Origin of the sequence: Mesorhizobium sp. IMUNJ 23232 (genome assembly GCF_044326205.1) — a bacterium.
Lineage (GTDB): Bacteria > Pseudomonadota > Alphaproteobacteria > Rhizobiales > Rhizobiaceae > Kumtagia.
Genome location: NZ_JBIRCY010000067.1, coordinates 1 through 16741, shown reverse-complemented (window position 1 = coordinate 16741; position 16741 = coordinate 1). Strand labels below are relative to the sequence as shown.

Annotated in this window: 15 protein-coding genes and 2 tRNA genes; 13 read left to right on the top strand and 4 right to left on the bottom strand. The window is 63.2% G+C overall.

Going from position 1 to position 16741, the window contains the following annotated elements:
• Window positions 1-76 precede the first annotated feature (76 nt).
• A complete protein-coding gene (gene cckA, locus ACH196_RS31670) occupies window positions 77-2698 on the top strand; it encodes a cell cycle histidine kinase CckA (protein ID WP_396650829.1) in 2622 nt (873 codons plus the stop codon).
• A 106-nt stretch (window positions 2699-2804) separates the two neighbouring features.
• Complete coding sequence (locus ACH196_RS31665) at window positions 2805-3503, top strand: DeoD-type purine-nucleoside phosphorylase (protein WP_396650828.1); 699 nt, start codon at window positions 2805-2807, stop codon at window positions 3501-3503.
• A 37-nt stretch (window positions 3504-3540) separates the two neighbouring features.
• Here ACH196_RS31665 and ACH196_RS31660 read toward each other — a convergent pair whose 3' ends face one another.
• Window positions 3541-3846: a ribbon-helix-helix domain-containing protein gene (locus ACH196_RS31660; protein ID WP_396650827.1), complete on the bottom strand. Its 306-nt coding sequence runs from the start codon at window positions 3844-3846 to the stop codon at window positions 3541-3543.
• A 216-nt stretch (window positions 3847-4062) separates the two neighbouring features.
• On the opposite strand from ACH196_RS31660, the gene ACH196_RS31655 reads away from it, so the two are divergent.
• From ACH196_RS31655 to ACH196_RS31630, 6 genes are all read left to right on the top strand, one after another.
• Window positions 4063-4458: a VOC family protein gene (locus ACH196_RS31655; protein WP_396650826.1), complete on the top strand. Its 396-nt coding sequence runs from the start codon at window positions 4063-4065 to the stop codon at window positions 4456-4458.
• A 73-nt stretch (window positions 4459-4531) separates the two neighbouring features.
• Complete coding sequence (locus ACH196_RS31650; RefSeq protein WP_396650825.1) at window positions 4532-5065, top strand: twin-arginine translocation signal domain-containing protein; 534 nt, start codon at window positions 4532-4534, stop codon at window positions 5063-5065.
• 57 nt (window positions 5066-5122) lie between these two features.
• Window positions 5123-6694: a GMC family oxidoreductase gene (locus ACH196_RS31645; RefSeq protein WP_396650824.1), complete on the top strand. Its 1572-nt coding sequence runs from the start codon at window positions 5123-5125 to the stop codon at window positions 6692-6694.
• Window positions 6695-6899: 205 nt separating this feature from the next.
• The gene (locus ACH196_RS31640; RefSeq protein WP_396650823.1) at window positions 6900-7148 is read left to right on the top strand and encodes a ParB N-terminal domain-containing protein; all 249 of its coding nucleotides are present in this window, start codon (window positions 6900-6902) and stop codon (window positions 7146-7148) included.
• Between the two features lie 146 nt (window positions 7149-7294).
• A complete protein-coding gene (locus tag ACH196_RS31635; protein WP_396650822.1) occupies window positions 7295-8245 on the top strand; it encodes an alpha/beta fold hydrolase in 951 nt (316 codons plus the stop codon).
• Window positions 8246-8380: 135 nt separating this feature from the next.
• Window positions 8381-8782 (top strand): GFA family protein, encoded by a 402-nt coding sequence (locus ACH196_RS31630; RefSeq protein ID WP_396650821.1) that lies wholly within the window; start codon window positions 8381-8383, stop codon window positions 8780-8782.
• A 1-nt stretch (window position 8783) separates the two neighbouring features.
• Here ACH196_RS31630 and bhcR read toward each other — a convergent pair whose 3' ends face one another.
• On the bottom strand, window positions 8784-9608 hold the full coding sequence (gene bhcR / locus ACH196_RS31625; protein WP_396650843.1) for an HTH-type transcriptional regulator BhcR: 825 nt from the start codon (window positions 9606-9608) through the stop codon (window positions 8784-8786).
• A gap of 184 nt (window positions 9609-9792) precedes the next feature.
• Here bhcR and gcl point away from each other — a divergent pair, with 184 nt between their 5' ends.
• The 3 genes from gcl to ACH196_RS31610 all read left to right on the top strand — a co-directional run bounded on the left by gcl (window position 9793) and on the right by ACH196_RS31610 (window position 13441).
• On the top strand, window positions 9793-11574 hold the full coding sequence (gene gcl / locus ACH196_RS31620; RefSeq protein WP_396650820.1) for a glyoxylate carboligase: 1782 nt from the start codon (window positions 9793-9795) through the stop codon (window positions 11572-11574).
• Window positions 11575-11632: 58 nt separating this feature from the next.
• Entirely contained in the window at window positions 11633-12433 is an 801-nt protein-coding gene (gene hyi, locus ACH196_RS31615) for a hydroxypyruvate isomerase (protein ID WP_396650819.1), read from the top strand.
• Between the two features lie 69 nt (window positions 12434-12502).
• Complete coding sequence (locus ACH196_RS31610; protein ID WP_396650818.1) at window positions 12503-13441, top strand: 2-hydroxy-3-oxopropionate reductase; 939 nt, start codon at window positions 12503-12505, stop codon at window positions 13439-13441.
• A 762-nt stretch (window positions 13442-14203) separates the two neighbouring features.
• Here the strand turns inward: ACH196_RS31610 and ACH196_RS31605 are convergent.
• Complete coding sequence (locus ACH196_RS31605) at window positions 14204-15055, bottom strand: TrmH family RNA methyltransferase (protein WP_396650817.1); 852 nt, start codon at window positions 15053-15055, stop codon at window positions 14204-14206.
• 178 nt (window positions 15056-15233) lie between these two features.
• Here ACH196_RS31605 and ACH196_RS31600 point away from each other — a divergent pair.
• Both ACH196_RS31600 and ACH196_RS31595 read left to right on the top strand, forming a co-directional pair.
• A tRNA-Tyr gene (locus ACH196_RS31600) sits at window positions 15234-15318 on the top strand.
• Window positions 15319-15351: 33 nt separating this feature from the next.
• A tRNA-Gly gene (locus ACH196_RS31595) sits at window positions 15352-15425 on the top strand.
• A gap of 78 nt (window positions 15426-15503) precedes the next feature.
• On the opposite strand, the gene ACH196_RS31590 is transcribed toward ACH196_RS31595, so the two are convergent.
• Window positions 15504-16514, bottom strand: a complete 1011-nt coding sequence (locus ACH196_RS31590) for a tyrosine-type recombinase/integrase (RefSeq protein WP_396650842.1) — start codon at window positions 16512-16514, stop codon at window positions 15504-15506.
• Window positions 16515-16741: the final 227 nt, after the last annotated feature.

Genomic DNA, 16741 nt, shown 5'->3' with positions numbered 1-16741 from the left:
CAGGCTAAGGAGTCTATGATCTGGGCCGATTCGGAAAAAGGGGTGGACAGCGGAAAATGGCGGGGATCGCGCTCTGATGGCGAAGGACACGCGCGGCGATTTCTATCCCGCACCGATCGTCGACCAGGGTACGCGGCCCGGAGCGATTACCCGGCTCATCATCTTCATCGTCGTGTTGACCGGCGCGGCCATCGTCTTCGGCATCTTTCGCGAGCGGCTGGGCGACCCGTTCCTGCTTGGCATGCTGGGCGTACTTGCCATGACGGGCGTCGGGTTCCTCTTTGCCGCGGCCATCGGCTTCGTGCAGATCGCTTCACGGTCGACAACCGACGAACTGTCAAAATCCTTCATTGATTCGATGGCGCAGGGGCTGATCGTCACCGACGGCAAGGCGCGGGTGATCTACGCCAACCGCGCCTATGCCGACATGACCGGCGCCACCAGCGCCACAGATCTCAGGAACGTCGAATCGCTGCTGTCGGACGTTCCCGAGGCCGCCGACACCATCTACCGGCTGGCTTCCGGCCTGCGCGACGGCCAGCCGGGGTCCGGCGAATTCCGCATGGCGCGGTCGATCAAGCCCGGTGTTGACAGCGGGCCGCGCTGGTACCGCGCGCAGGCGCGGACGTTCAAGGTTCCGGGCGAGCGGCAGCCGCTGTTTGCCTGGCAGCTTGCCGACATCTCGCGCGAGCGGGCCGAGCAGGAGCGCTTCTTCCTCGACCTGCAGCAGGCGATCGACCATCTCGACCATGCGCCAGCCGGCTTCTTCGCCGCCGACGCAGAAAACCGCATCACCTATGTCAACGCGACGCTGGCCGAATGGCTGGGCGTCGACCTGACGAGTTTTACGCCCGGCCAGATGACGCTTTCCGGCATCGTCGCCGGCGACGGCATGGCGCTCATCCGCTCCGTCAAGGCCGATCCGGGAACCACCAAGAACGCCGTTATCGATCTCGATCTTGCCATGTCGACGGGACAGGCACTGCCGGTGCGGTTTTTGCACAGGGTCACCGCCAATCGCGACGGCTCCAGCGGACCCACCCGCACGATCGTGCTGAACCGCACGCAAGGTGAGGATTCTTCCGGCGATCTAAGGGCTTCCGAGAACCGCTTCACGCGTTTCTTCAACTCGACGCCGATGGCCATAGCCGGCGTTGATCAGCAGGGACGGATCGTGCGCACCAACGCGCCGTTCTTCTCGCTGTTCTCCAGCATCGTCGACCGCGACGCGATCGACCGCCATGTCCGCTTCGATTCGGTGATCCACGAACGCGACCGCGCCACCTTCGCCCTGGCGCTGGAGAAGGCCCGCCGCCGGCAGGCGGAGATCGACCCGATCGACACGGTTCTGCCCAACAACGAGGAGCGCCACGTCCGCCTCTATGTGAACGCCGTGGCGGACGGTCCCGGCATCGAGGAGGCCGAGGAGGCCGCGATCGTCTATGCCGTCGAGATGACCGAGCAAAAGGCGCTGGAAGGCCAGATGGCGCAGAGCCAGAAGATGCAGGCGGTCGGCCAGCTTGCCGGCGGCATCGCACATGATTTCAACAACGTGCTGACGGCCATCATCATGGCCTCCGACCTGCTTTTGACCAATCACCGCCCGTCCGACCCGTCCTTCCCGGACATCATGAACATCAAGCAGAACGCCAACCGGGCGGCGTCGCTGGTCAGGCAGTTGCTGGCCTTCTCGCGCAAGCAGACTTTGCGGCCGGAAGTCCTCAACCTCACCGACGTGCTCGCCGATCTGCGCATGCTTTTGGCTCGGCTGATCGGCAACAACGTAAAACTCAAGGTCGACCATGGCCGCGACCTCTGGCCTGTGCGGGTCGACATCAGCCAGTTCGAGCAGGTTGTCGTCAATCTGGCGGTCAACGCCCGCGACGCCATGCCGTCCGGCGGCACGCTCACCGTTCGCACGCGCAACGTCACCGCCGAGGAATCGCGCGGCTTCGCCTCCTACCATCGGGAACTGGAGAACGGCGATTTCGTGCTGGTCGAGATCGAGGATACCGGCACGGGCATACCTCCGGATGTCCTGAAGAAGATTTTCGAACCGTTCTTCACCACCAAGGAAGTGGGCAAGGGCACAGGGCTCGGCCTGTCGATGGTCTACGGCATCATCAAGCAGACGGGCGGTTTCATCTTCTGCGATTCGGAGGTTGGCAAGGGTTCGGTGTTCCGCATCTTCCTGCCCCGCCACGTTCCCGAGATACGCGCCGTGCCGGAGGCTGCAAACCAGCCCGGCTTGCCCGATCAGGCGCCGGCCTCCAATGGAGCCGCCGCCACGCCGGCCAAGTCGCCGGACGCCACGCGCGACCTTTCTGGATCGGCGACTGTCCTGCTCGTCGAGGACGAGGACGCGGTGCGCATGGGCGGCATGCGGGCGCTCACATCCCGAGGCTACACTGTCCACGAGGCGTCCTCCGGCGTCGAGGCGCTGGAGATCTATCGTGAACTCGAAGGCAAGATCGACATCGTGGTGTCCGACGTGGTCATGCCCGAGATGGACGGTCCGACGCTGCTCGGCGAGTTGCGCAAGATCGACCCGGACATCAAGTTCATCTTTGTTTCCGGCTATGCGGAGGACGCGTTCGCGCGCAATCTGCCGGCGGAGGCAAAATTCGGCTTCCTGCCGAAGCCTTTTTCGCTGAAGCAGCTTGCAACCGTCGTCAAGGAAGTGCTGGAAAGCGAATAGGGGTTTGCTGGAATGCGTTCTTGAGGGGGAGCGCGTAACCGTTCGAACCGTTGGTCCCACGAGGACCATGTATGTGGACGCTGCTGAACGTGGTCGGGGGACCCTCATGACGCCGCACAACGAGGCTTCGCCGGGCGACTACGCGGAAACCGTCCTGGTTCCCGGCGATCCCTTGCGTGCCAGATGGATGGCCGAAACCTTCCTCGACGACTGCCGCTGTGTGAACACGGTGCGCGGCGCTCTCGGCTTCACCGGCTTCTACCAGGGCAAGCGCGTCAGCGTGCAAACGACCGGCATGGGCCGTCCGTCCTTCACCATCTATGTCCATGAACTGATCGCCTCCTACGGCGTGCGCACCGTCATCCGCGTCGGCTCCTGCGGTGCGCTGACCGCGTCGACACCGCTGCGCGACATTTTTGTCGCCGAGAGCGCTGTCATGGATTTCGACGTGGCGGCCGGCGACCCGGTCGGCAAGCCCGACTCCGAACTGGCGCGGCTCGCGGTCGAAACCGCGCGTGCCCGAAAAATCCCGTTCCATTTTGGGCCGATGGTTTCCAGCGACATTTTTTACCACCCGACGCCCGAGACCCGATTCGACCTGCCGCGCGCGAAGGGCATCACCGCCGTCGACATGGAGACCGCCAACCTGTTCGCGCTGTCTTCTGCTCTGGGTTACCGGGCGCTATCGATCTGCACCATCGTCGACAGCCTGCTGACCGGCGAGGAGACGGCGCTGTCGGAGCGGCAGGAATTGTTCCGCACCGCCGCCCAGGTCGCGCTCGACGTGGCAAAGGCGATCGGCTGAAATCGTCGGGGGGTTGAGCCTTGCCGGTGGCCCGCTCTCAAGCCGCGACGCTGTGCAGCGCCCTCATATCCACGTCGCTCGGCCGGTGGCCGCGCAGATAAAGCGCGCAGGTGGTGCGCAGCATCGACGCGAAGTTCGGGATCTGGCCGTTGATCTCGATCGCCTCGTCGTAGAGTTTCGAGATGAATTTCGGCGTCGTCAGGCCCTGGCCGGCCGCGATCTCGTCGAGCAGTTCCCAAAATGTCACTTCGAGCTGGATGCTGGTCGAATGTCCGCCGATGCGGATGGAGCGGTTGATCTGCCTGTAGCCCTCTGGGTCCTGGCCCGCGAATACCCTGCACATGTCGGTCTCCTCCTCGTTCTTGGTCTTGGCCGCGACGCCTGAAGGCGGGCGGCGGAGCTTCTCTTCCCGAAACCATATTCCGCGCAAACGACGTCCGCCGCAATCGGACTTTCGTCCGCCGGGCCGAAAACGGGTTCACAATCGTGGTAACCGGCTGCCACCACATGCGGGCGGGGCGGCTCATAATCGTTTCCGACAGGCACGACGGAGACCGATTTGGCCAAGGCAATACACAGCATGATTCGCGTCCTCGACGAGGCGCGTTCCGTATCTTTCTACAAAAACGCGTTCGCGCTCGACGTAGAAGACCGGCTGGATTTCGAGACCTTCACACTGATCTACCTGCGCAATGCCGAGGCGGATTTTGAGGTCGAACTGACGGTCAACAAAGGACGCACCGAGCCCTATGCGCTGGGCGACGGCTACGGCCACATCGCCGTCGTCGTCGATGATCTCGACGCCGAGCACGCCCGCTTCGAGGCGACCGGGCTCAATCCGCGCAAGATCGTCGAGTTCAATAAGGATGGCGGGCTTCTGGCGCGGTTCTTCTTCGTCGAGGATCCGGACGGCTACAAGATCGAGGTTTTGCAGAAGCACGGGCGGTTTCGATAGCAGGGCGCGGGAGGGAACGCCCGCCAGCCAGCAAGGGCGCCATTGGCGCCGACAGCAAGCAAGGGAGGTAGGAATGGTTACGATCTATGACAGGCGGCCCGGCATTTCGCGCCGCGATCTGCTGAAGCGGGGAGGGGCGGCCGGCGCCCTGCTCGTCATCAGCGGCACGGCAGTCATCAGCCCGCGGAATGCCTGGGGCTTGGAGACGACGGCGCTGAAGCCGGAAACCATGGCGACGCTGATCCAGATGGCGCGCGACGTCTATCCGCACGACCAGGTGCCGGACAAATATTACGCCATCGCCGTCAAGAGCCATGATGAGGCAGCCGCCAAGGACCCTACACACAAGGACCTCATCGAGAAAGGCGTCGCCGATCTCGACCAGCGCTCCGGCGCCGGAGGTTATCGCGGCCTCGGCTGGGAAGAGGAGCGCGTCGCCGTGCTGCGCCAGGTCGAGGACACGCCGTTCTTCCAGGCGATCCGCGGCGGGCTGGTGGTCGGCCTCTACAACCAGAAGGAGGTATGGCCGATCTTTGGCTACGAAGGCGAATCCTACTCCAAGGGCGGATACGTCGCGCGCGGTTTCAACGACATCGAGTGGCTCTGACCGTCACTCGATCCATCCCGTCGAAACCAGTGAATTCAAAGCCTTTGGGAGGAAACCATGGCTGCACCCTATGATCTCAACGACGACAGCGTTGTCGTCATCATCGGTTCGGGCGCCGGCGGCGGCACGCTTGGCAACGAACTCGCCCAGAAGGGCATCGACACCGTCATCCTCGAAGCCGGACCGCGCGTCGAATATGACGAGTTCGTCAACGACGAATGGGAGTCCTTCGGCCAATTGGCCTGGAAAGACCTCCGCACCACCGGCGGCACCTGGCGGGTGGCGAAAAATTTCCCCAACCTGCCTGCCTGGATCGTCAAGGCGGTTGGCGGCTCGACCACGCACTGGGCCGGCGCGTCGCTGCGCTTCCAGGAGCACGAGTTCAAGACGCTGACGCACTACGGCAAGATCGAGGGCACCAGTCTTCTCGACTGGCCGATCTCGCTCGCCGACCTCGAACCCTATTACGCCAAGGCCGAGGACAAAATGGGCGTGACCCGTACCAACGGCATCGAGGGCCTGCCCGGCAACAACAACTTCAAAATCCTGAAAGCCGGCGCCGACAAGCTGGGCTACAAGGAATGCCACACCGGCAACATGGCCATCAATTCGGCCGAGCGCGACGGCCGCATGGGCTGCCAGCAGACTGGCTTCTGCTTCCAGGGCTGCAAATGGGGCGCCAAATGGTCGACCCTCTATACCGAAATCCCGAAGGGCGAGGCGACCGGGAAGTTGGAGGTGCGGCCGAATGCGCAGGCGGTCAAGATCGAGCACGACGCCACGGGCAAGGTGACCGGCGTGACCTACGCCGACAAGGACGGCAAGCTCAGCACCCAGAAGGCGCGTATCGTCGCGGTGGCCGGCAATTCGATCGAAAGCCCGCGGCTTCTTCTCAACTCGGCCTCGACGATGTTTCCGAACGGGCTCGCCAATTCGTCGGGGCAGGTGGGCAAGAACTACATGCGCCACACCACCGGCTCGGTCTATGCAATCTTCGACAAGCCTGTGCATTTCTATCGCGGCACGACCATGGCCGGCATCATCCGCGACGAGGCGAAACACGACACCTCGCGCGGCTTCTCAGGCGGCTACGAGATGGAGACGCTGGCGCTCGGCGTTCCCTTCATGGCCGCCTTCCTCGACCCGGGCGCCTGGGGCCGCTCCTTCACCACCGCGCTCGACCACTACGACCACATGGCGGGAATGTGGATCGTCGGCGAGGACATGCCGCGCGACATCAACGCGGTGACGCTCGACCCAACCAGCAAGGATGCGGCAGGAATGCCGGTCGCCCATGTCAGCTTCACCGATCATCCCAACGACGAAGCCATGCGCAACCACGCCTACCGCCAGGGTTCCGCGCTCTACGACGCGGTCGGCGCCACCCGCACCTTCCCGACACCGCCCTATCCATCGACCCACAATCTCGGCACCAACCGGATGAGCGAGAAAGCGAGCGACGGCGTCGTCAACAAGTTCGGGCAGGCGCACGACATCAAGAACCTGTTCGTGTCGGACGGCAGCCAGTTCACCACTGGCGGGGCCGAGAACCCGACGCTCACCATCGTCACGCTGGCCATCCGCCAGGCCGACTATATCGCGCAGGAGATGAGTGCGAAAAACATCTGAGCCCTCCCAGGGCTGGCTGGCCGGCGCAGGCTGCCGAAAGGCGCCGCGCCGGCTTTTCTTTGAAACACGGTCGGCTTCCCTTTTCGTGGCCGGTTCTCACTGCCGGCTGATAAGCCTGTACGGTTCACCGGCTGCAGGTGCATTGTCTCGCCAAAACGCCTATCCATGGCAGGCGCGGCACGGCTGCCGCGCGGAAAGGGCGAAGATGCTTCGAATCCACAAGATCGCCATCGACAACATCTACGTGCCGACGGCCCGGCGCAAAACGCTGCATCCGGAGACGGTCCGGCTGCTTGCCGAGGACATCCTCGAAAACGGCATGAAACTGCCGATCCAAGTGCGCGTCGACGGGGACCGCCACGTTTTGGTCGAGGGCTTGCACCGGCTGGAAGCCGCCAAATGGCTGGGCGAGACGACGATCGACGCCTACCTGGTCCAGGCGAAACGCCACTGACGTCAAGGATGCGGATACGCGGGCGCCGTCTTGCCAAAACGTTTTGAAAATTTTCCATTCGGCCATGTCGGGGCCTGCCTGCCGCCAACGTCCTCGGGGCATCGAACGGCGCTTCATCGAAAGCGTCGCCCACCGGAGACCTCACAATGCTGAAATCCGCGCTCGTCACGCTTTTCACCGCTGCCACGGCCGTGCTTGCCATGCCGGCTCTTGCTTTGGCCGAGGAAACCAAGGCTTCGGAGCCCGCCAGCGCCGCCGCGCCGGCCAAAAGCGGGCACATCGAGGCTGGCGGCATCAACTACTATTACGAAATCCAAGGGCAGGGCGAACCGCTGCTGCTCCTGCATGGCGGGCTCGGCTCGACCGGCATGTTCGCACCGATCATGCCGCAACTCACTGAAAACCGCACCATGATCGGCGTCGACCTGCAGGGCCACGGCCGCACCGCGCTGGGCGACAGGCCGATCAGCCTGGAGGCGATGGGCGACGACATGGCGGCCATCGTCAAGGCGCTCGGTTACGACAAGGTCGACGTGCTCGGTTATTCCTTCGGCGGCGGCGTCGGCTTCCGCTTCGCCGTGCAGCATCCGGAGGCGGTGCGCCGGCTGGCACTGGTTTCGGCCGGCTATGCGCGGGACGGTTTTTATCCCGACATTCTTGCCCAGCAGGCGCAGGTCGGCGCCGCAATGGCCGACTTCATGAAGGACACGCCGATGTACAAGTCCTATGTCGCGGTCGCGCCGAAGCCGGAGGATTTTCCAAGACTGCTTGATGCGATGGGCAGCCTCATGCGCCGTGACTACGACTATTCGGCCGACGTGGCGACGCTGAAGATGCCGGTCATGCTGGTGTTCGGCGACAGCGACATGTACCGGCCCGAGCACATCGTAAAATTCTACCAGTTGCTCGGCGGCGGCCTGAAGGATGCCGGCTGGATGCGCGAAAACCTTTCGCAGAACCGACTGGCGATCATCCCCAACCGCACCCACTACGACATGTTCTTCGCGCCGGAACTGACGACAACGGTGCTGCCCTTCCTCGATGGCCAGACGGCGGTGAAGAGCTGGGACGATGTGGTGAAGGCCGCCGGACAATAAAGCCGTATCCAGGCAAGAGACCGCGCGTTCCGGTGGACGCGCGGCCTTGGCGTTTTCCGCCGGACATTCTATCCCTAAGCAAATCCTCGGAGCGGCAACGCCGCTCCGACGTGCTTTGCGGCATCGGGAGTCGGAATGGCGGCGAAATATCAAGGCGGGTGCCTTTGCGGATCAGTGCGCTACCATGCCGACGCACAACCCATCAACCAGCGCATCTGCCATTGCCGGCTCTGCCAGCGGGCCATCGGCGCGGCCTTCAACGCGCGAATCCTGTTCCGCATCGACGACGTGACCTTCGACGGCATGGTGGCGACCGTACATTCCTCGCCGGACCTGAAGCGCGGTTTCTGCCCAAGCTGCGGCACGACGATCTTCTCGCGCCGCGACGCTGCCGGGATCATGGGGCTGACAACCGGCTCGCTCGACGACCCGTCGCTGTTCGAGCCGGAAATGCACATTTTTACCGCGTCGAAGCAGCCCTGGGTGACCATCGACGACGGCCTGCCGCAATACGAGGCCGGGCCTCCGCCGACGTGAGCTAAACTGCTGCCACCCGCCCCCCGATCATCCCTGTGATCTCGGCTGCCGCCTCGCGTATTATTGGCCCCAGTTCCGCAACCCGCTCCGGCGTCACGCGCGCCGTCGGACCCGACACCGAGATGCCGCCGATCGGCTCGCCGAACTCGTTGAAGATGGCGGAAGCCACGCAGCGCATGCCGGGATAGCGCTCTTCGTCGTCGACCGACCAGCCGCGCCCCCTGATCTCGCCGAGGTCGCGGACGAGGGCAGGGGCGTCGGCCAGCGTTTTGCCGGTAAAAGCTTCCAGCCCGGTGCGGCGGATGATTTGCGTGACACGCTCGGCAGGCAGGTTTGCAAGCACCGCCTTGCCGATGCCGCTGGCGTGGAATGGGCTGCGCGTGCCCGGACGGAAGAAGGCGCGGATTGCCTGGTGCGTCTCGACCTGGCTGATGAACACGACGCAATCTTCTTCCGCCAAGCCGAGATTCGCGGTCTCGCCGGTCTTCTCCATCAGGTCCTGCATGACGGTGCGCGCCCGGTCCGCCAGCTTCCGGCGGCGCAGAAAGGCCGCGCCCATGCGGTAGGTCGCGACGCCGACCGACCATAGCTGCTCGGATTTTTCGAACTCGACCATGCCGTGCGTTTCCAGCGTGGTCAGCATCCGGTAAGTGGTGGATGCCGCGATGCCGGAGCGTTCGGCGATCTCGCTGAGCGACATGCCGTCCGCCTCGGCGACGATGGCGAGGATTTTCAGCGCCCTGTCGAGCGACTGCACCGCGTTGGCATCGGGCGAGGCATTGAAGGCACGCGGCCGGCCGCGTTGGCGTTTTTCAGGACTCTGCATTTTCACATAATAAAAAACTTTTCCGGATTTTGGAAAGAGGAAAATCTGGAAAACGGATTTGTCCATAAAATCAAACACTAAATATCCTTCTACAGAAATGAAAAAATATTCTGAAAAAATTGAAAAATGGCTTTAGTCGAGTCATTATCCGGCATCACGACAATCATGATCAAAGGGGCCGGCCATGCCGAAAATGCGCGCTGTCGATGCCGCGGTTCTCGTCCTTGAAAAAGAAGGCGTCTCCTGTGCCTTCGGCGTGCCGGGCGCGGCGATCAATCCCTTCTATTCGGCGATGCGGGCGCGCGGCTCGATCCGCCACGTCCTGGCGCGCCATGTCGAGGCGGCCTCGCACATGGCCGAGGGTTTTACCCGCGCGAAAGCCGGTAATATCGGGCTTTGCGTCGGCACCTCCGGCCCGGCCGGCACCGACATGATCACCGGGCTCTATTCCGCGTCGGCGGATTCGATCCCGATCCTCTGCATCACCGGCCAGGCGCCGCGCGCCCGACTGACCAAGGAGGATTTCCAGGCCGTCGACATCGCCGCGATTGCGGCACCCGTCGCCAAATGGGCGGTTACCGTGATGGAGCCCTATCTGGTGCCGATGACCTTGCAGAAGGCGTTTTACCTGATGCGCTCGGGGCGTCCCGGGCCGGTCCTGGTCGACCTGCCGATCGATGTCCAGCTTGCCGAGATCGAGTTCGACATCGATGCCTATGAGCCGTTGGCCGTCGCCAAACCGTCGATGACGCGCCGCCAGGCCGAAAAGGTTCTGGCGATGCTCAACGCGGCGGAAAAGCCGCTGATCGTCGCCGGCGGTGGCATCGTCAACGCCGATGCGTCCGACCTGCTGATCGAATTCGCGGAAATCACCGGCGTTCCGGTCATCCCGACGCTGATGGGCTGGGGCACGATTCCCGACGACCACCGCCTGATGGCGGGCATGTGCGGCCTCCAGACCTCGCACCGCTACGGCAACGCCACCATGCTCGCCTCGGATTTTGTGCTTGGTGTCGGCAACCGCTGGGCCAATCGCCACACCGGCTCCGTCGACAAATATCGCGAAGGCCGGAAATTCGTGCATATCGACATCGAGCCGACGCAGATCGGCCGGGTTTTCGCGCCCGATCTCGGCATCGCGTCCGATGCGGGCGCGGCGCTCAAGGCGCTGCTCGACGTCGCCACCGAATGGAAGACAACGGGAAAACTGCGCGACTGGTCGGGCTGGGTCAAGGAATGCCAGCAGCGCAAGAAGACGCTGAAGCGCAAGACGCATTTCACCGAGGTGCCGCTGAAGCCGCAGCGTGTCTACGAGGAGATGAACAAGGCGTTCGGCCGCGACACCACCTATGTCACGACCATCGGCCTCAGCCAGATCGCCGGCGCGCAGTTTTTGCACGTCTACAAGCCGCGCAACTGGATCAATTGCGGTCAGGCCGGCCCACTTGGCTGGACGCTGCCGGCGGCGCTCGGCGTGCGCGCCGCCAATCCGGACGCGACGATCGTCGCGCTGTCAGGCGACTATGACTTCCAGTTCATGATCGAGGAACTGGCGGTCGGCGCGCAGCACAAGCTGCCCTACATCCACGTCGTCGTGAACAACGCCTATCTCGGCCTCATCCGTCAGGCGCAGCGCGGTTTTTCGATGGACTTCGAGGTCAGCCTGGCCTTCGAGAACATCAATCGCGGGGAGGGCGCCGAACCCGGCTACGGTGTCGACCATATAGCTGTCGCCGAGGCGATGGGCTGCAAGGCGATCCGCGTCCGCCGGCCGGAGGATTGCGCGGCGGCCTTCAAGGAGGCAAGGCGGCTGGTGGCCGAACATCAGGTTCCCGTCGTCGTCGAGTTCATCCTGGAGCGCGTCACCAACGTCTCGATGGGCACCGAAATCGACGCCATCGTCGAGTTCGAGCAGCTTGCCGAGCGCAACGAGGATGCGCCGACGGCGATCGCGCTGCTTGATTGAACACCGTTTGACGACAACCCGGAAGCGCCGGCTTCCGGATTCTGCCCTGGAGGCCAAGATGCCACGCTTTTCCGCAAACCTGTCGATGCTCTTCACCGAACTTGATTTCCTCGACCGCTTCGACGCCGCCGCCCGCGCCGGCTTCACCGGTGTGGAATATGTCAGCCCCTACGACCATCCGCCCGAAACCGTCGCGGCGCGGCTGAAAAAGAACGGGCTGGCGCAGGTGCTGTTCAACCTGCCGGCCGGCAACTGGGCGGGCGGCGAACGCGGCATCGGCTGCCTGCCGGACCGCATCGACGAGTTCCGGCGCGGCGTTGACACGGCAATCGCCTACGCCAGGACGCTGTCTTGCCCGCAGGTTAACTGCCTGGCCGGCATCGCGCCCGCCGGAGTGGACCCCGCCGTTCTGGAAAATGTCTTGGTCGAAAACCTGAAATACGCCGCGCCGCGCTTCGAAGCGGCCGGCGTAAAGCTGCTGATCGAGGCGATCAACACCAGGGTCGACATCCCCGGCTTCTTCCTGGCCAATTCGGCACAGGCGTTGGCGATCATCGACCGCGTCGGCTCGGACAATCTCTATTTCCAATACGACATCTACCACATGCAGGTCATGGAGGGGGATCTCGCCCGCACCATCGAGAACAATCTCGGCCGCATCGCGCATATCCAGCTTGCGGACAATCCCGGCCGACACGAGCCGGGGACGGGCGAGATCAATTTTCCTTACCTCTATGAGCATCTGGACCGCATTGGCTACGCCGGCTGGATCGGTGCCGAATACAAACCCAAGGCCGGGACGGAAGCGGGGCTGGGGTGGTTCAAGGCGATTTCGGGAAAAGGCAGCGCGGCGGCCTAGCTATTTTAAGCAAAGCACTCCTTCGCACCCCCCTCTGTCCTGTCGGACATCTCCCCCGCAAAGGGGGAAATGTCCGACAGGACAGAGGGGGTGCGAAGGAGCGAGACTTTCAAGGAGACTTTCATGCAAACAATCGGCTTCATCGGCCTCGGCATCATGGGCGCGCCGATGGCGGGGCATCTGCTCGATGCCGGCTATTCGGTCGTCACGTCGGACCACAGGAAACCGGCTCCGGCCGAGCTTGCGGCCAAGGGGCTGAAGACCGTTTCCGGCCACGCGGCGGTGGCGAAGGCGGCCGACATCATCATCACCATGGTTCCCGACACCCCCCAGGTTGCCGAGGTGCTGTTCGGGGAAAACGGCGTTGCCGAAGGGCTTTCCAGGGGAAAGCTCGTCATCGACATGAGTTCGATCTCGCCGATCGAGACGAAAAAATTCGCCGAACGGATCGGCGCGCTGGGCTGCGACTATCTCGACGCGCCGGTGTCGGGCGGCGAGGTCGGGGCCAAGGCGGCGTCTCTGACCATCATGGTCGGCGGTCCGGAAGCGGCATTCGAGCGGGCCAAGCCGGTGTTCGAAAAAATGGGAAAAAACATAACGCTGGTCGGCGGTAACGGCGTCGGCCAGACGACGAAGGTCGCCAACCAGATTGTCGTCGCGCTCACCATCGAGGCCGTCGCCGAGGCGCTGGTGTTCGCCTCGAAGGCCGGCGCCGACCCGGCAAAAGTGCGGCAGGCGCTGATGGGCGGGCTTGCGGCGTCGCGAATCCTCGAAGTGCATGGCGAGCGCATGGTCAAGCGCACTTTTGCGCCCGGCTTCCGCATCGAACTCCATCAGAAGGACCTGAACCTCGCGCTGGAAGGCGCGAAAGCTTTGGGTGTGGCGCTACCCAACACCTCGACCACGCAGCAACTGTTCAATTCCTGCGCGGCCAATGGCGGCGCGAAGGAGGATCACTCGGCCTTGGTGCGGGCGCTGGAGCGGATGGCCGGGCACGATGTGGGATGACCCGATGCGAATCCGCCAGGATGCGTTGACGGGAGGAGGGCGCCCCTCTCGGTCCTAGTCAACTCGCGGACACGCTACCGACCGCCACCGTCCCGGGAGCACGACGACCCCGGCACCGCGCAATTGGCCGGTTGCACACCGGGGACGCCCGCGAGATTCTGGCAGGCCGCCAGCGTGGAAAGCGCGGTGGCGGCCAGGAGAACGATTCCAAGAAATTTTCGCATGTCTGAAAGTCCTCACAGCGGCCATTGGCGCGGAAAACAACCCTTGCGGGTATGGCTGGCCGGAAGTCAATTGTTGCAGACCAGTCATGCGACTGAAAATTCAAATACAAGTGAAGTGGACTGTCGTGTCTCGGCAGACCGCCAAAAAAGCTGCACCGCGCAACGCGGCGCCGCCGCGTTCAAGACTAGCGAGCGGCCGGCGCCGGTATCTCGAACTTGTCCGGCCTAACCACCACGCCTGTTCGGCGGGCAACAGCCCCGGCAAAGGATCATCAGTGCGCCGAGCAGGATGAGCCGACAGACCCGCAATTGGGCGGGACGAAACCGGGCTGGCCGGCAGTGTTCTGGCAGCCTGTAAATACGCTCATAGCGAACCCGGCAATGACCAACATTCCGAAAAACCGTCGCATGTCCGAACTCATCGATCTGAACCCGCGCAGTTCAGCGCAGGATGGCGTGCCCGCATCCGCCCCCGTCAATAGTTATGGGTGATATGCTGGCCGACAAGTCCCGACACCGGCGGACCTGCATACTCCTGTCAACGTACCGCCAAAAACCGCCGCGCCGCATAGAGCGCCACCGCCGCCGCATTCGACACGTTGAGCGAGCGGATGGCGCCAGGCATGTCGAGCCGGGCCAGCGCGGTCACCGTCTCGCGCGTCTTCTGGCGCAGGCCCTTGCCTTCGGCGCCGAGCACAAGCGCGATCCGTTCGCCGGCAAAGCTTGCCTCCAATTCCGCGGGTCCCTCCGAATCGAGCCCGATGCTGCGGAAGCCGGCTTCATGCAGTTCGTCGAGTGCGGCGGCCAGGTTCTTCACCTCGATCAGGTCGATATGCTCCAGCGCGCCGGATGCGGCCTTGGCCAGCACGCCGCTTTCGGTCGGGCTGTGGCGCGATGTGGTGATCAGCGCGCCGGCGCCGAAAGCCACCGCCGAGCGCAGCACCGCGCCGACATTGTGCGGATCGGTCACCTGGTCGAGCACCACGACCAGCCTCGTCTCTCCCAGCGCCGACAGCGGTTTTGGTTTCAGCGGCAGCGCGTCGATCATCACGCCCTGATGCACGGCCTCGCTGCCGGTCAGCTTGTCGATGTCCTTCGGCTCGACAAGTTCCGCCTTGAAGGGCAGGGCGGCGATGTCCGAAATACCCAGCCGCTCCAGCGCGTTGCGCGTGACCAGCATGGTTTTGATCTTGCGGCGCGGATTGTCGAGCGCGGCGCGCACCGTATGCAGGCCGTAGAGCCGCACCAGCCCGTCCGCCGGGCCATCGCCTGCCGGGATCGCCACGCGCGGACGCTCCACAGGGCCGCCGGCCTTCTGGTCGCGATGCGCGCGCCGCAGCTTTGCGTAGTGGGTGTCCTTTGGGGTGCCGGATTTCTTGTCGTCGCTCATTTCCCGCCTATAACCGGGATCAAGCCGGTTTCACAGCGAGATGCAGTTGGAAATTGCTTTCGAAATCGAAGCCGGCGCGGTTGACAGGATTTTGCCGGCCCTCCATAAGGCGCTTCGCTGTTTCCGGGGCTGTCGTTCCGGTTCGGCACGCAGCCTCGAAAGCAGGCTCCGGATGGTAGGAAGGGTGCCCGAGTGGTTAAAGGGGACGGACTGTAAATCCGTTGGCTCAGCCTACGTTGGTTCGAATCCAACCCCTTCCACCACCGCCGGAAATTGCTGTAAGGATGCTGCACAATGCGGGTGTAGCTCAATGGTAGAGCAGCAGCCTTCCAAGCTGAATACGAGGGTTCGATTCCCTTCACCCGCTCCAGCTTGCCCCGCAAGGGTTTGTGGGTTTTTTCGCCTTCCATCTCGACACCGGTTTTACAGCGAGTTTTACAGCTTCTGTTCACCGTCTGGCCTTGTTGAGCTTCAGGATGCGCTCTTTGATGGCCGCTTGCCGGCCGACATAGCGCCGGATGATTCGCGAGACGCTCTCCTCTTCCCAGCCCATGACCTCGGCGATCTCGCGCTCAGAAAGCCCCGCGGTGTAGAATTTCGTTGCGGCAGTTCCGCGCAGGTCATGAAAGTGAAGGTCCTTTCCCTCCGGCCAAGCTAGCTCCTTAGCTTTGCGGAACGAGGCGTTAAAGCCACGCCAAGGCCGTTTTCGGCTGTTGGTCAAAACTACCGGCGAACGCTGGGGAATACATTCGAGCACCTCGCGGAGCTCATCGTAGATCGGAATGATCGCCTCGCGCCTGTGCCTGCTTTTACCGGTGGTGATAACGATGGCATCCTCTTCTATCCGCGACCAACTTAGATGGAGGAGATCGCCGAGACGTAAACCGGTGTGCGCCGCCAGATCGATAGCGTGCGCAATCTCGGGCGAGCACGTCATTTTGATGTGAGCGATATCTGCATCCGTCCAGATGATCTCCGCCCTCGATTCACTGTAGACCCGCTTAATCCCCTCGCAAGGATTGGAGGCGAGCATGCCCACCGGATCCACGCCGTAGGACAATACCCGCGAAAGCACCTGCATGGCGTAGTCGGCTGTTCTCGGCTTGTCGGCAAACGTGGCACGCCATTTGATGATGATGGGCCTGATGCGCTCGGCACGGCTGAACTGGGCGATGCTCAGCTCACCGAAATGCTCAGCGATCCGATCGAGCCAGCGGCCCCAGTTGCGCTTGGTGCTGTCCGCCAGCTTCTTGTAGTCGTCAGACGCTTGGTAGAGCGTGACCAGCGACTTGAAACGGCTCTTGTCTGGAGTTGCACGGCTGGCCACGGCCTCGTTGTAAGAAGCAATGAACTCAGGCGTGCCGGGATCACCGCGTAGGCGAGGGCCGCCACGCCAAGCGTAATAGTAGATCTTTCCCTTGGACCTGACCTTGTGCAGGCCGTGGAGTTCAATTTTCATAGCCGTGCTTAGCCTCGAATTCGGCCAGCTCACGATCGAGGTGATCCTCGTCCAAACCATCACGAGCCGCTTGGCCGTAAGAATTGCTGCCAGTCGAACCTGAGCGCGGCGGTGCAAAAACCGGCCACGGTAGCGGCGGGATAGTCCGGCTGCGGGCGGCGTAAAAGTCGTCCACCTATTTTCCTCCTGGGGTTCGCGCAGGAGGGTTAGGGGATCTACACCGTGGA